13 protein-coding genes and 1 riboswitch are annotated in these 15,876 nt (G+C 44.3%); of the genes, 11 read left to right on the top strand and 2 right to left on the bottom strand.

Translation table 11 applies throughout. The features are described from left to right. Positions 1–42: 42 nt before the first annotated feature. Positions 43–196, bottom strand: a riboswitch (FMN riboswitch). 84 nt (positions 197–280) lie between these two features. After that, on the bottom strand, positions 281–781 hold the full coding sequence (locus tag MKY44_RS16000; protein WP_341007848.1) for a DinB family protein: 501 nt from the start codon (positions 779–781) through the stop codon (positions 281–283). 143 nt (positions 782–924) lie between these two features. Between MKY44_RS16000 and MKY44_RS15995 the strand changes: the two genes are divergently transcribed. From MKY44_RS15995 to MKY44_RS15965, 7 genes are all read left to right on the top strand, one after another. Continuing rightward, positions 925–1,476 carry a CGNR zinc finger domain-containing protein gene (locus tag MKY44_RS15995; RefSeq protein WP_341007847.1) on the top strand — a complete coding sequence of 184 codons (552 nt, stop codon included), beginning with the start codon at positions 925–927 and terminating at the stop codon, positions 1,474–1,476. Positions 1,477–1,596: 120 nt separating this feature from the next. Further along, on the top strand, positions 1,597–2,967 hold the full coding sequence (locus tag MKY44_RS15990) for an amidohydrolase family protein (protein WP_445670652.1): 1,371 nt from the start codon (positions 1,597–1,599) through the stop codon (positions 2,965–2,967). A 473-nt stretch (positions 2,968–3,440) separates the two neighbouring features. Continuing rightward, the gene (locus MKY44_RS15985) at positions 3,441–4,877 is read left to right on the top strand and encodes an amino acid permease (protein WP_341007845.1); all 1,437 of its coding nucleotides are present in this window, start codon (positions 3,441–3,443) and stop codon (positions 4,875–4,877) included. Positions 4,878–5,119: 242 nt separating this feature from the next. After that, positions 5,120–6,199, top strand: a complete 1,080-nt coding sequence (locus MKY44_RS15980) for a hypothetical protein (RefSeq protein ID WP_341007844.1) — start codon at positions 5,120–5,122, stop codon at positions 6,197–6,199. A gap of 46 nt (positions 6,200–6,245) precedes the next feature. Continuing rightward, the gene (locus MKY44_RS15975) at positions 6,246–7,178 is read left to right on the top strand and encodes a tyrosine-type recombinase/integrase (protein ID WP_341007843.1); all 933 of its coding nucleotides are present in this window, start codon (positions 6,246–6,248) and stop codon (positions 7,176–7,178) included. Between the two features lie 165 nt (positions 7,179–7,343). Further along, positions 7,344–9,992 (top strand): collagen-like protein, encoded by a 2,649-nt coding sequence (locus MKY44_RS15970; protein WP_341007842.1) that lies wholly within the window; start codon positions 7,344–7,346, stop codon positions 9,990–9,992. Between the two features lie 64 nt (positions 9,993–10,056). Continuing rightward, on the top strand, positions 10,057–11,265 hold the full coding sequence (locus MKY44_RS15965; protein ID WP_341007841.1) for a hypothetical protein: 1,209 nt from the start codon (positions 10,057–10,059) through the stop codon (positions 11,263–11,265). Between the two features lie 176 nt (positions 11,266–11,441). Here MKY44_RS15965 and MKY44_RS15960 read toward each other — a convergent pair whose 3' ends face one another. Further along, entirely contained in the window at positions 11,442–12,371 is a 930-nt protein-coding gene (locus MKY44_RS15960) for an L-lactate dehydrogenase (RefSeq protein ID WP_341007840.1), read from the bottom strand. Between the two features lie 336 nt (positions 12,372–12,707). Here MKY44_RS15960 and MKY44_RS15955 point away from each other — a divergent pair, with 336 nt between their 5' ends. The 4 genes from MKY44_RS15955 to MKY44_RS15940 all read left to right on the top strand — a co-directional run bounded on the left by MKY44_RS15955 (position 12,708) and on the right by MKY44_RS15940 (position 15,816). After that, the gene (locus tag MKY44_RS15955; protein WP_341007839.1) at positions 12,708–13,985 is read left to right on the top strand and encodes a WD40/YVTN/BNR-like repeat-containing protein; all 1,278 of its coding nucleotides are present in this window, start codon (positions 12,708–12,710) and stop codon (positions 13,983–13,985) included. 146 nt (positions 13,986–14,131) lie between these two features. Beyond that, entirely contained in the window at positions 14,132–14,341 is a 210-nt protein-coding gene (locus MKY44_RS15950; RefSeq protein WP_100527420.1) for a hypothetical protein, read from the top strand. 211 nt (positions 14,342–14,552) lie between these two features. Further along, the gene (locus MKY44_RS15945; protein WP_341007838.1) at positions 14,553–15,332 is read left to right on the top strand and encodes a phosphotransferase; all 780 of its coding nucleotides are present in this window, start codon (positions 14,553–14,555) and stop codon (positions 15,330–15,332) included. A gap of 58 nt (positions 15,333–15,390) precedes the next feature. After that, complete coding sequence (locus MKY44_RS15940) at positions 15,391–15,816, top strand: NUDIX hydrolase (RefSeq protein WP_340914311.1); 426 nt, start codon at positions 15,391–15,393, stop codon at positions 15,814–15,816. Positions 15,817–15,876 lie beyond the last annotated feature (60 nt).

Genomic DNA, 15,876 nt, shown 5'->3' with positions numbered 1-15,876 from the left:
TGCGTCAGGAAAGAGGCCTTCCCGTGAACGGCATGTCAATGTGTTGATCTTCTCTCATCCGGACTGTACCGTCGGCCTTGGATTCACACCAAGTCAGTCGCTAGATGTCCTTCGTTAAGAACTAATAGCGAGTCGCGGGCTGGTTCCGAAGAACATCACCGCCGGTTGGGAATTGCACCCTACCCCGAAGATCCTATTCAATTATATAGTGTGTTGAACAAGCTGTAACATTAATAAGTTCATCTTATTCCTGTAAGCGCTAGCAGTTCAAGCATTTTTTTTAGAAAATGATTTTCCAGCTTCCTTGCTGTCTGCGAAGGAGCACGATCTGACCTGCGTGATACGCATCATGGAGTACCCAGCGAGCCAGTTCGTGTGCCCATTTCTCTTCGGAGTCCATATATGAGGCTTCAAGATCAGACTCTTGTAGTGTAGCTAATTGATCTCGCAACTGTTGGGCTAATCGAGTTGTAGCCTGTAGCAGTGTATTCCATCCAGCTGCGTCCGTTGCATCTCCAGGATTCCCAAATGTGTATTCATTGGAGTCTACAGCAGGAAGGGTGGGCTCCTTACCTTGCATGCGACACAATAAGCGATGGTTGTAATAATACATATGGTTAACCAACTGCCAGATGCTTAATCCCCCTGAGGGTGGAATCCAGGCTGCTTGTTCTGCTGTAAGACCCTCCAAGGATTTCGACAAAGGTACAATCCAATTACATTGATCCCAAGTATCATCCTTTTGAATAAGTAACACATCTAGTGCTGTTGTTTTTGTCATTGCTTATTCCTCCTTGCGAATAATTGTGATTTGTGATGTAACTAGCTAAAACTGATTAATAAGGTTACACTTAATATAACACAACAAAGATGAGTTGTAACCTTCTTTATATAATTAGATGGTTACACTGAACGGAGGTATATATGGACAGGTTATGGACCGATTTTGTAAACAGCGATTATCACGACTGGCGTGGGGGAGATCGATCGGAGGACAGACTGGGGAAGGCGAGCTGGCAGCAAGACTTTCTGGAACGATGGCAACTTAACGCTTCTGTTCCTGCATCTCCAGAAGATGAGTTGTCGATGAGAAATTTCAGGAATGAATTGATAGCTCTTGGAGCCCGCTTATCTTCTGGAGCATCATTAACGGATATAGAAAAACAATGGTTGAATGGCTTTATGGAAGCAGGGCATGTGATAAGAAAATTGAATACAATTGATCAGGAACTGAAACTCCAACTGGTAGCAGTAGAAGCTCATTGGCATCAGGTTATGGCTGAAGTAGCTGCTGATTTTGCTGTGACTTTGGTGGAGGGAGAAGGGGGCAGGATTCGGATCTGTGATAATTCGGATTGTCGCTGGATGTTCTATGATGATACCCGAAGCAGAACACAGAAGTACTGTGATGATAAGATGTGTGGCAATCTGATGAAGGTTAGAAGATTTCGGGCGAAACGCAAATTCCAAAATTGATAAATACTAACAATAACTATATAATGTATATATACTAGCGAAAAAATAGTCAGAAGCAGTACGGATTCGTAAGCAGGATGTGATCGTCTTTCAAACCAAAATAGATGGGAGATGTTTCTTGTGCGGACAAGTTATCTGTTGAAAAATGGCTGTGTGTTGTCGATGGATGCTAAAATTGGACAGTATAAGAGGGCGGACGTTCTGATTCAGGATTCACTGATCATGGCGGTTCAGCCCGACCTGGATATTCCGGATGCGGAGATCATTGATGCTTCATCGATGATTATTATGCCTGGGCTGGTGGACACGCATCGGCATATGTGGGAATCACTTGTCAAAACAGCGGGAACCAACTGGTCGCTACCAGTTTATTTGCAAAATCTCTATTATGGTGCGATGGGAAGCAAGCTCCGCCCACAAGATAGTTATATTGCCAACCTGCTCGGTTCCTTGGAAGCGCTTAACGCAGGAGTGACGACAGTAATGGATTGGAGCATGCCATATTCCCCTGACCATACGGATGAACTGATTCGTGGACTTCAGGATGCTGGCATTCGGGCGGTATTTGCTCACGGAGTACCTGGTGAGACGGACTACTGGAATCGGGATAGTCAACTCACGTATTCGAATAATGATGTGAGAAGAGTCAAAGAACGTTATTTTTCATCACGGGATCAATTACTTACTTATGGGCTGGCCATTCGCGGTCCAGAATTCAGTCATTGGGATACAACCGTGAAAGAGATCGAACTAGCACAGGAGCTGGATGCCATCTGTTCCATGCATGCCGGATTTGGCAGTTGGGGATCTGTGGATCGCTCCATTAGTCACATGTACGAAGCGGGACTGTTAAGTCCACGAGTGAATATTGTTCACGGTAACACGATGGGCATGGATGAATACAAAATGCTGGCAGATAGCGGTGCTTCCTTGTCGGTCACACCTGAGGTTGAAATGATGATGGGTCATGGATATCCGGCCACCGGCTATTTTCTTGAACACGGGGGAACCCCTACACTTGGTGTAGATGTAGTGACGTCCACAGGCGGAGATATGTTCTCGCAGATGAAGTTTGCACTTCAGGCTGAACGATCCAGAGCTAATGAACAACTTCTGCAGCAGGGTGAGATGCCTGGTGAGTTGAACTTGCAGTCCAGCCAAGTGCTGAGATTTGCAACTTCAGCTGGTGCCCAAGCATTGGGATTGGAGCAGAAGGTGGGTACGTTGACCCCAGGGAAGGAAGCGGATCTAATCATGATTCGTACCACCGATCTGAATATGTTCCCCGTTCATGATCCAATCGGCGCTGTTGTGCAATTTGCCAATCCATCCAATGTGGATACGGTCTTTGTGGCAGGTAGACTCGTGAAGCGAGAGGGTAAGCTGTTGAATGTTGATCTGGACGCAATTCGTCATGCGGCGATGCAAAGCAAAGATTATTTGTTATCCCAATACCGGATGTCAGATGCAGAGAGAATTGCTTTCTCGTGAACCTATAGTAAGAAATAAAGAGCCGCATAATGATATGTGGCTCTTTTACATGCTTACATATCGTCCAATTAGACAAGATAAGGGAGAAAGATACAGCGGAAAAAGACGAAAAGAGCTCTCTTTTTATCAACTTCAGATAACAAGGTATATAAGATGTTTTTTGCGGAAAAATAGGCTCATAAAAACTACGCATAATATAAATTATACGCAGTTTTGTTTTAAATCGATTTTCATATTCAACCACGTGCAACAGATCATGATAATTTTCGCGAAAAAAGAACAAAATAAGTGATCTTTAAAAATAAATTTAACCAAGCAACGCGATAACGTGTAGAATTCAATAGGTTTTTTATAGGTGATCGATAAGATAGAACAAATGACTTTTTCATAGAACAGATGGGAAGCCATCCAATCTCTGCTACATCCACAGCACATATTGCACATTCAAGATTCATGACGAGAGGAACATGACTATGCGTGAGAACGAACAACGATCTTCATTATTTCGTAAAAAACCAATTGCCACCGGGGGCGATAACAACAGTGCATTGAAACGGGCACTTGGTCCGTTGGACTTAACCACACTTGGCGTAGGAGCTATTATTGGTACCGGGATTTTTGTGCTGACCGGTGTAGCTGCCGCAACGTATGCTGGCCCGGGCCTTGTACTGTCATTTTTGCTGGCAGGTATCATATGTGCCTTCGCGGCATTGTGTTACTCGGAGTTTGCATCAAGCATACCGGCATCGGGTAGTGCGTACACGTATAGCTATACGGCTTTTGGAGAAGTGATTGCCTGGATTCTGGGATGGGATCTGATATTGGAGTATGGATTCGCAAGTGCGGCGGTAGCCAGTGGGTGGTCTGGATACTTTCAAACGTTGTTGTCCGGATTTGGATTGGAGTTACCCCATGCGCTGACGAGTGCGTTTAGCCCGGAAAAGGGAACCTATTTTGACATCACAGCTGCGGTCATTACGTTAATTATCACTTTTCTGCTTACCCGAGGGGTGAAGGAAGCGGCTCGTGCGAACGGCATCATGGTAGCGATTAAAATTATTGTTGTGCTGATCTTCATTGGTGTAGGTGTTTTCTATGTAGAGCCAACCAACTGGCAGCCATTTTTGCCTTTTGGCATCTCGGGTGTAACTGCAGGGGCAGCGACGGTATTTTTTGCCTACATCGGATTTGATGCGGTCTCCACAGCGGCAGAAGAAGTTAAGCAGCCACAACGGGATTTGCCGATTGGAATTATTGCTTCACTGGCAATCTGTACCGTTCTCTACATTGTTGTATCGTTGATCCTCACAGGGATTGTGCCTTATAACATGTTGAATGTAAGTGATCCGGTTGCGTTTGCATTTGAATTTGTTCAACTGAAGGGTTTGTCCTGGATTGTATCTCTTGGAGCGATTGCCGGCATTACGACCGTATTGCTGGTCATGATGTATGGTCAGACACGTTTGCTCTATTCCATGTCTCGTGACGGACTGCTGTCGCCGGTCTTCTCCAAGGTTAGTGGCAAAAGTCAGACACCAGCGGTAGGGACATGGGTTGCAGGCATTATCGTGGCTCTGTTCTCCGGGTTCATCTCGTTGGGACATTTGGCGGAGCTTACGAACATCGGAACGTTGTTTGCTTTTGCAGTTGTAAGTCTGGGCATTATCGTGTTGCGTAAAAATAACCCTGATCTCAAACGCGGCTTCCGCGTTCCACTTGTGCCACTGATTCCGATTCTGAGTGCCTTGGGTTGTGTATACTTGATGACACGCCTTGCGGCTCTGACATGGATTACGTTTTTTGCTTGGTTGATCATCGGATTGATCATTTACTTTGCGTATGGACGGCATTACAGTCATCTGAATCCGGCACGCCGGATCTCCAGTGCTTTGAGAGCGAAGGATAAGTAAACTAGTCGAGAACATCTTCAATTTTCCTCATTACGTATCGCTTAGGCGGAGCGGGATGGGGATTTTTTATATAGAAAGATAAAGGATGATAACAGCAGGGGAAGGTTGGAATTTTCTTCATATATGGGTAAGTAATAAGGGACGTGACGAACTTAATCACGGGGGCGGGGTTGCGGCTAAGCCAAATATGAAATATATTTGGGGATGTGACATGCCATCAGACATAAGAGAGGGGATGTATCATGAACACACCATTACATACGAATTCAGATCATCAAAATGCAGCTTTTGGATTTGCATTAGCTGACTCAACCGTACTTGCCGAGGCGCAATTAATTGTTTCACAATCAGGAGGTACAGGTGACCTACAGTTAGATATTGATCCGCAGCGCCTTCTGAAGGATGGACGTAAAGTATCTGTCATTGCACAACAGTTGGATTCACCCGTCAATCGTCAGGATGCCAATATCATCTATGGTCAGGAGCTGGCATACGTGCAGTATGCTGTTAACCTGAAACCAGATAGCACAATCTCCATTGCATCTATTGAAGGCGTTGAACAGTCTGTTAATCTTGGTTGGGCAGCATTTGCAGAAGGGGAATACGAACTTCGAATCTCCCTGCATATGAAAACACCTCGTATTGCTGAAGGTACACTCGAACCCGAACAACTTGCAATGGTTAAGTATGCGCAAGTTATCACCGTATATATATCGCTTTTCCCGGCAGAAGCAGCGTCGTTGAGTTCACCATCTCAAGCTGTGTGGAGCAGAAACCATCATGTGTTTGACTCCTATGGCAGAGGGGGATTTATTCTCGCTGACCTGCCTCGACTCGCTAAGCGTGTGGAGGAACTGATTGGATCAGGTAACCATAATCTGATCGAACAATTTGCGGAAGGTGAACTGTTGGATACGCTGCTGGAAGAAGGTCTGATGGCGATTGCCTGGGGCGTGACTCCGTGGTGTTATTCACTCTATTCTGCACCAGATGAGCAGTCTGCTCGAATACTTGCCGTGGACAAGCTGGGCGATGAACCTGAACGGCAAGGGATCTACCGTATTGATCCGTCCATTCAACAATTAAGCATTGTGCCGGCGAACGAACTGGCTTACTGGCCTGCTTGCGTTCAGAACGATTGGCCTGTTATTGATGTGGCGGGCGAAGGCGAGACGTTGCATATGGATTTATATACTCAGATCTGCGAATCCGTGAATGGGCTGCACGAGAATCCATTGCCATCGTTTGTGCTTACCCGTAGTCAGGGCAAACCCGAAGCGATCATTCCGCTGATTGACATTGTCATTGTGGATGAAGCGTAGAGCACTGTTCAACTTATAAAGAATCGAATCGAGGTGACGTAGACAGATGATGACTGAGGAGATCCAGGAGCAATATGCGGACGAGCTAGAAGCTTTTCACATATGGATGAAGGACGCCGGATATACAGGCCATACGGTAAAATCATACACGGGTGACGTGGTGGAATTCCTGGTCTCCATTCAAGGAAAATCACTGGAGCAGGTCAAAAAGTTGCATGTGCTGTCTTTTCTGTCCCGCGCTCGGGAGCGTGGGGTTAGTGATGCCACGAGAAATCGCAAACATGCGGCGGTGAACTGTTTTTACAAGTCCCTCATTGAACTCGAATTGTTAACCAATAATCCGGCTTTTGGGATCAAAAAATCCAAAACCGAGAAAAACCGTGCGCCCGTTTTCCTTGATGAAAGTGGGCTGACACGTTTTCTGGAGTCGGTAGATGGGAAGTATCGCACACGTAATCTGGCTGTTTTTCTATTGATGGGATATATGGGATTACGGGTTGGAGAAGTGCATGCTCTGGATTGCAAAGACTATAACGCGGCGCGGCGTACATTGGACGTATTCGGTAAAGGTCGTAAATGGCGCTCGCTCCCTGTACCAGAGACCGTGGCGGATGTGTTATCTCAAGCTATGGCTGAGCGTCTCGATCCTTGGCGGCCAAAAGAGGAAGCACTATTTGTCTCGCAGAAAGGGAAGAGGCTGTCGATTCGCAGCATCCAGCTCATATCTACAGAAACCTTTGAACGTTTCCAGCAGGAATCACCGGCTAATCAACGTCAAAATTACTCCAGTCATAAGCTACGTCACTCGTTTGCGACCATGATGTTACGGCGTGGAGCCGACTTGCGTACCGTGCAGGAGCTGCTTGGTCACGCGTCGATTCAAACAACAACCGTGTACACTCACGTAACCAGCCGGGAGAAAGAAGAGGCTATGGCTCTGCTGGACGTTAAACTTCCCGCATTTGGGTTGAACAATTAGCTATTGAATAATTAGATTTAGAGAAGCCTGTCCAAGTGACAGGCTTTTTGAGTTCTCAAATACTGAATTATGCGATCACTCTCACCCTAAGCAATAATTGGAATACCTTATGTAAAGAAGTTAGGTGATGCCAAAAATTAATATGCATGTGAGGGGAGGGATGACATGGCTACTTTATCAACTGGACCGATTGAGAATAATCCAGTTAGTGGCGTGAGGCCAACACAACAGTTGACGATTAAGATCGATAATAGAGATCTGGTCAATAATGCGAGCATCTTAATTCAAGGATATTATCTGAATGGAATCAGAACTCTATATGTACTTGAACTTATTAGTATAAGTCCGAATCAAGCAATAACGAAGAATTACTTTGCAAACCTGGATGTATTTGAATTTATCTTTACAACAAGTGGTCTCGCAGAGCAGCAAGTAGAAATATCAGTTTGGGGAAAAAATTCTGCTGGGCAGCTTGTAACGCCCCATCGTATTGTATCTTCAGAATTGTTAGGTGCAAATGAGTCCACGGGAGTTACCGGGGTGACTGGAGCTACTGGAAGTAGTGGTGTAACCGGAGCCACTGGTGCAACAGGTGCAACTGGAGTAACCGGAGTAATTGGAGTGACTGGGGCAACTGGAGCAACCGGAGCAACTGGAGTGACTGGGGCAACTGGAGATACTGGAGTAACCGGAGCTATTGGTGTAACTGGAGAAACTGGTGCAACCGGAGTAACCGGAGTAACCGGAGTAACTGGAGTGACTGGGGCAACTGGAGATACTGGAGTAATTGGAGTGACTGGTGCAACTGGAGTAACCGGAGCTACTGGAGATACCGGAGCTACTGGAGATACCGGAGCAACTGGAGTAACTGGTGCAACTGGAGTAACTGGAGTAACTGGAGTAACTGGAGTAACCGGAGTAATTGGAGTAACTGGAGTAACCGGAGTAATTGGAGTGACTGGTGCAACTGGAGTAACCGGAGCCACTGGAGATACCGGAGCTACTGGAGATACCGGAGCTACTGGAGATACCGGAGCTACTGGAGTAACTGGTGCAACTGGAGTAACTGGTGTAACTGGTGTAACTGGAGCAACCGGAGCAACTGGAGTAACTGGTGAAACTGGAGCTACTGGTGTAACCGGAATAACTGGTGCAACCGGAATAACTGGAGCAACCGGAGAAACTGGAGTGACTGGGGCAACTGGTGTAACCGGAGCTATTGGTGTAACTGGAGAAACTGGGGCGACTGGAGTTATTGGTGCAACTGGAGTAACTGGTGTAACCGGAGCTACTGGAGATACCGGAGCTACTGGAGATACCGGAGCTACTGGAGTAACTGGAGTAACTGGAGTAACTGGAGTAACTGGAGTAACTGGAGTAACTGGAGTAACTGGAGTAACTGGAGCAACTGGAGTAACTGGTGCAACTGGTGCAACTGGTGCAACTGGTGCAACTGGTGCAACTGGAGTAACCGGATCAACCGGAGTAACTGGAGCAACCGGATCAACTGGAGTAACTGGTATAACCGGAGTAACTGGTGTAACTGGTGTAACCGGAGTAACTGGTGTAACTGGTGCAACTGGAGCAACCGGAGTAACTGGTACAGTAGACCCTACCGTAACTATAGTGGGAGTAGGCCCAAATGTTAGTTCTGAATTTAGCGAATTAAGAGCAAGTGAAAAAACGCCGATTATTGAATTGACTTCAGTATATGGTCTATCTAACCTAAGAGACATCGTCTCTACTTTGGGTGCTGCAACGGTTGGAACCAACAACACAGAGTTTCAATTAACCACGACAGCATCTGGAGCAGATACGGCAATACTTCAAAGCTCAGAACGGGGAAGGTATGAGTCAGGGTATGCTGGAGAAGCAGGGATCGGTGTGCGATTGCCTGTTGCCCCTACTGGAACACAAGTGGTGAGATGGGGACTTTTTGATGACCAAAATGGTTTGTTTTTTGGCCAGAGTGTGGCAAACGGAATATTTATAGCAGTCAGAAGAGCAGGATCTGACACGATTATTCCTCAGGCTTCCTGGAACGTTGATAAATTAGATGGAACCGGTCCTAGCGGAGCTACGCTTAGTCTGGCTAAGGGGAATATATTTCAAATTTTATTTACTTGGTACGGTTATGGGGTCATTGAGTTTAGGGTCGTTATTCCTGATCCTACGACTTTAGCGCAAGAAGTAATCACCGTTCAACGATTCTCACCAAGCGGGCAAACAAGTTTGGCCGATCCTAATCTTCCTCTTCGTGCTGAAATCTCGAATAGTGGAACAGCATCTGCACTTAATTTATTTGTTGGAGGAAGACAATATAGCATTGTGGGCAGATATAGTCCGGTATTCAGAATTACTTCTGAAAGAAGAACTGTAACTGCAACCGGGACTCTGACACCGATTTTGGCCTTCCAAAGAAAAGCAACTTTTCCGGCAGGTTCAGGCAGAACGAATTCAGTCAGTGTAAAACTTGAAGGAATCGACCTTGTAACCTCAGACGATATATACTACCAGATCATATTAGGCGGAACCATTAATGGAGCCTTTGCAACGTATCCAACGGCAACGACGAATATTCCAAACTCGGAGACAGGTCTGTTAGTAAATAGTACGCTAACGACCATTACTGGAGGTCAAGTACTACTACAAGGCTTAGCAGCTGGCGTAGAAGGCAGTGCCAGAATTTTAGCTTCTGCGTCATTATTGGATTTTCAATTACCAGACACTGAATTTGTCACGCTGGCTGTAGCTAACTTAAGTGGTGGTACGAATTCTGTCACCGCAACCTTTAGTGTCACTGAAGAATGGTAGTCAATAAAAAGCGGGGAGAAGAATATTCACTTCTTCTCCCTCTTTCTGCAAAGGAGGAGAAACATTGTCAGATATTATCATCTCCAATATTGGACCAAATGTCAGTTCGCAATTCGATGAGTTGCGTGTAGCACAAAAAACTCCAATTGTGGAGCTAACCTCTGTGTATGGTCTATCGATCCTTAGAGATGCAGTTACGACTACTGGGGCTGGCACGGTTACAAATAACGCGACTGAGTATAATTTGAGCAACACTGCCAGTGGCGTAGATTCGGCCGTTTTAGAAAGTGTATTGCGAGGACGATATGAACCGGGATATGCAGGAGAGGCGGGGATAGGCGTACGGATTCCTTCTCTGCCCATAGGTAACCAAGTGGCACAATGGGGATTATTTGATACTCAAAACGGAGCCTTTTTTGGAGTGAACAGTACTACGGTATTTGTAACCGTACGTAGAGCAGGAGTTGATACGACAGTTCCTCAAAGCTTATGGAATGTAGATCCATTAAACGGGACAGGACCAAGCGGAGCTACACTAAACTTATCAAAAGGAAATATATACCAAATTGTGTTTACATGGTATGGTTACGGAGTGATCGAATTTAGAGTGGTTATCCCTGATCCCGTAACGTTAGCCCAAGAGGTAGTTACCGTTCATCGATTCTCCCCAACAGGTCAAACAAGCTTTGTTGATCCAAATCTTCCCTTAAGAGCGCAAGTCGCCAATAATGGAACCGGTGTTGCTTATAGTATATTTGTGGGTGGAAGACAATATAGTATTATCGGAAAATATGAACCAACCTATAGAGTCACTTCCGAAAGAAGAAGAATAACAAATGTTACATCAACATTAACACCCGTCATTTCATTTACAAGAAAAGCTGTGTTTCCAGCGGGTTCGGCTAGAACGAATTCGGTACAGGTGAATTTGGAAGAAATTAATGTTATTTCATCCGTAGATCTAAGTTACCAAGTGCTTGTAGGAGGGACGTTAAATGGAACTTTTGTTAATTATCCCACAGCTACAACGATTATTCCTGATAGCGAGACCGCACTGCTAGTCAACAATACCTCTACAACAATTACAGGTGGAGAAGTGGTGTTTCAAGGCATTACAGGAGGGGGAGCAGGGAATACCAAAATATTGGCTTCTTCAGAACTTTTGGATTTCACTCTTCCGGAAAATCAGGTTGTAACTTTAGCCGTATCGAATATTGGTGGTCCAGGCTCGAACACAGTTGATGTGGTATTTAGAGTAACGGAGAGTTGGTAATTAGTAATACACTGTAACGATTGACATCGAATGATTCGAAATTTTGAATTAAAAAATGTTCAAAGATAAAAATTAACGGAACAAATGTTATGTAAACTAAATGAAATTTAGAAAGCTAATAACCACCTGAGTACTCCTTAATACAGGAATACAGGTGGTTATTTTTTATACTTGGATTATTCCAATCCAGCGATTTGTTCTTTTAATTTGTTAGCAGATGCCTGGAAAGCCACTTTCTCGGATTCATTCAGTGGAAGAGGTAGAATTTCGCGCACACCGTTGCGATCTACGACACATGGAACACCCAGATAAACATCCGATACACCATTGTAGTCTTCAAGGTACGTGGATACGTTCAGAACGGAGCCTTCGTTGCCGAGAATTGCAGCTACAATGCGGTCCAGAGCAAGGGCGATTGCATAGGAAGTCGCGCCTTTGGCATTAATAATCTCATACGCTGCATTTTTGGTGCGGTCGAAGATATCCTGTTGTGTTTCTTCATCCAATTTCAGATCTGTTCCTGCAACGTTAGCCAGGCTCCATACCGGTACTTCGGAATCTCCATGCTCACCAATAATGTGTGCGTGAATACTACGCGGGTCGATCCCTTTATTCTTACCAATCAGGTAACGGAAACGTGCGCTATCGAGCAATGTACCTGAGCCGATGACACGGGAAGCAGGCCATCCGCTTTGTTTCCATGAAGTATAGGACAAAATATCTACAGGATTGGTTGCAATCAGTAAAATACCATGAGAATTCACTTCAGTAATGCGCTCAATAATATCTTTGAAAATGCTTGCATTTTTCTTCAGCAGATCAATCCGAGTTTCGCCCGGCTTCTGGGAAGCACCGGCTGTAATAATAATGATATCTGCATCTTTGCAGTCGGAATAATCGCCAGCCCATACTTTCACGCCTCCCGTAAATGGAAGACCGTGGTTCATATCCAGCATTTCGCCGGTTGCTTTATCATGATTCACATCCACAAATACCAACTCGGACGAACGCTGTCTCAACATTAGCGTGTATCCCGTTGTTGTTCCCACCGCACCCATGCCTACAATCACGACACGACTTGGTTTCAGAGCTGCACTATTTGTCATGTTCATATCCTCTCCTTTTTGGGTTATACTCCCATCCATATTAAGGGATTAGAGAATATAAAGCGAGTGTTGTCTATAAAATAGTTCACATTTCATGTCTTTTTACCAATTATTCCGTCGAAAAACAGTTTAGGATAAAATTAATGGTAATATGTGTGCGACCTATAGCCCAGAGTATGAGCTGGAAAAAGGGAGCGGGCCGACCATGAGTGGGCAATGAGCCTTTTACATAAGGTTTGTGGTAGAATAGGAGCAGTGGATTCTGATGAATCGTAAATAAAACGCCATAGGACAGGCATGCGCGCCTGTATATTGGATGAGAGAGGTGGAGCCCACTTGCGTTCGCAATGGATTAAAATCGCGCAGACAGCATTGCTGTCTATAGGTATAGCAGCTGTATTGGCTGCATGCACCGACTCAGATCAACCTCCGGTAGCAGAACCTCCGCAGCAGCAGGAGGACGCCGGGAATACAGGGCAGACGTTAACTGTCGTTCCCCCTGTGAACAGTACAGAATCTGCAGATATGGCCAAGTACCAAATACAGACCCGTTTGACCGATTTTCAGTTGCTCAATGACAACGGAGGATTGGCGTGGGGTGTGACGAGGAATGCGCTGCGCCTGTACTACACTCAGGATCAGGGAAAGACCTGGACCAATATTTCACCTTCGGAAAATGTACAATTTCCGGCTAACCCTAAATATGGACAAAGCATTTATTTTGTAGATCGTGCGCACGGTTGGATTGTTCGTGAAGGCATGGGTGGAACAGATACCATGGTGCTTCGCACCAACAATGGGGGCGTAACATGGAGTCTGTCTTCTCTGTCCAAGACGGATAAAGTGACTGCGATCTCATTTGTATCTCCTGAAAAAGGCTGGATTCTCACTACGGTCGATACCGCTATTGGTAAACAGGAGAAGAAACTCTACTTTACCGAGGACGGTGGAATCACCTGGAACCGCATGTCATCGAGTAATGAAGACGGCAAACAGGAAGCAGAAGAGATTTCCAAACGTGGGTACACCACGGGGATGACTTTCTCGGATCCAAAGCATGGTTTCTTAACAGCGCTGGAGTTCGGCACACCGAAGTTGTATGTAACATCAGACGGCGGAAAGAACTGGAATACTGGACCATCCTTCTTTGATCGAAACAAATTTAACGGGTGTGGTAATTTCAGTGTTAGTTCACCACAATTTTTTGGACGTGAAGCGCAATCAGCCTGGATGTCAATGTCCTGTTCTAAAGGGGAGAGCACGACATTCAATGGATTTTTTACCACCGACGGCGGAAAGAGCTGGAAATTGTCCAATTTCACTTTAAACAAACAAACGGGTCCGAATCGTAACCTTTCACCGGTATTTCTGAACGCGTCAGAAGGTTGGGCGATGCAAAAGGGCATAACCTACCACACCAAGGATGCGGGCAAAACGTGGAGCGCTCTTCCTGCAAGCAGTGTACTGGAGAAAATTCTCGAAGACTATCCGGAGATTGTGAAGATGCAGATGGTTACCCCCAAGCTTGGCTGGATATTGGTTGAAAATACAGATGCCAAAAGATCGTTGTTATTGCAAACGGTAGATGGCGGTGTACATTGGAAAGTACTATAAACGTAGAGTGTTATCGATGTGAATAGATAGGAGAAAGGAGAGGAGCCTAAGGGTTCCTTTCTTTTTTACTTTGTTTGTGAAATAAATCACAAATAAATCCACTAGAAGGTGATATATTTAACTCAACAAGAGAAGGAGTGATGAAGATGAGAACCAACGGTCAAACTCAATTCACGCAGGCGGATGAATTAACCAGATATATGCTTCAATTATGCTACACATGTGACGATGCAAATCGTTGTACAACAGAGGAAGCAGTGAAGGCTTGCATGGCAGAACACGCACAGGCAGACCAACCCGAACCAGCCGAAGGTGGAGATGTAACTCGCGGGTATATGGATCTAATGTACGCTTAGGCTAATGATACACGAATCAATCACGGAGAACGCTCCTGCGGGAGGGTTCTTTTTGATTTGGAGAGAAATGTATGCGCTCTTAAATTCACTTCGCAAATATTGCAGCATGGGTTATTATAGAAATAATTAAGGTGAATGACTCAAAATGTGGAATTGTTGTATTGAATTTATCTGAAAGAGAAAGAGCATGAAATTGTAGAAAGGATAAACTATGAATATTCAAGATCTCCCCATTGAAATAAAAGAACATATAGGGAAAGTTCAGAAAATCACTTTTCCTAAGCAAGGTCATACTTCTACTGTGGCTATTCTGGATACGTTCGGCCAAAAGTACATCATTAAGAAGACAGAAAACGATCTTTATAATGAATGGTTATTAGATGAATATAAGGTGCTCCAATACCTTTACCGTACGGGACTCCCTGTTCCAAAGGTATATTCATTTCATACTGAGGACACATCGAGATGGCTTCTGATCGATTATATTGACGGAATAAGTTTAAGAGAATTTCTCTCTAAGATGCCTGACCTCCAAAGTAAAGAAAAAGCGATTTTTAACTTTGGGCTTTGTTTAAAGAAAATACATGAATGCTCTTGTCCTGTTGAATTATTGAACAATAACAGTCCTTGGTTAGATACAATGCTTAATAAAGCAGAATATAATCTTACTCACTTTGCTGTAGACGGATCAGTAGAACTACTTCAACAGTTAAAAGAAGCAAGACCAAAACCAATAGAGAACACTTTCATTCATGGAGATTTTACTATAGATAATGTGCTAGTTAATGATTGTAATATTGTTGGAGTTATTGACTGGGCAGGTGCCGCTTATGGTGATCCAAGATATGATGTAGCATTAGCCATTAGACCGAAACATAATGCGTTTGATAATGAAAGAGATAGAGAAATATTTTATAACGGGTATGGAAAGTTAAGAATAACGGATGAAGAATATAATTATTTTGAAGACGGGATATATAACTTCTTTTAGTCTGGCTAAAAATTGTTCTTCAAATGCATATCCAATCTCTTTAGAAGGAGTAAAACAAATGAGCCCTCCAAAACATATCTTATCTGCCGCTGCAATCGTGATCAACGAACAAAATGAATTATTACTTATTAGAGGACCACGAAGAGGTTGGGAAATGCCAGGTGGTCAAGTAGAAGAAGGAGAATCCCTAAGTCAAGCTGCGATCAGAGAAACGAAAGAGGAGTCCGGAATAGACATTGAAATTATCAAATTCTGTGGAATATTTCAAAATATCGAAAATTCAATATGTAACACATTATTTCTAGCCAAACCGATAGGAGGAGAATTAACGACATCATTGGAGAGTTTAGAGTCTGGTTTCTTTCCAATTGAAGAAGCCATTTTAAAAGTCGAATGGAAAAACTTCAGAGAAAGAATAGAGTATTGTTTAAAACCTGAGATGCAACCTTTTTGCATTGAGTTCAGTGATAAGAATAATATTTAAAAGTTTCCGGAAAAGCGTGGTGTTGTCTAATTTTTTTTTTTTGGAAACTTTACAATTATT

Origin of the sequence: Paenibacillus sp. FSL R7-0026 (assembly GCF_038004485.1) — a bacterium.
Classification (GTDB): Bacteria; Bacillota; Bacilli; order Paenibacillales; family Paenibacillaceae; genus Paenibacillus; species Paenibacillus xylanexedens_A.
The sequence above is the reverse complement of the archived record's forward strand: the minus strand, read 5'-3'. Positions and strand labels throughout refer to the sequence as shown.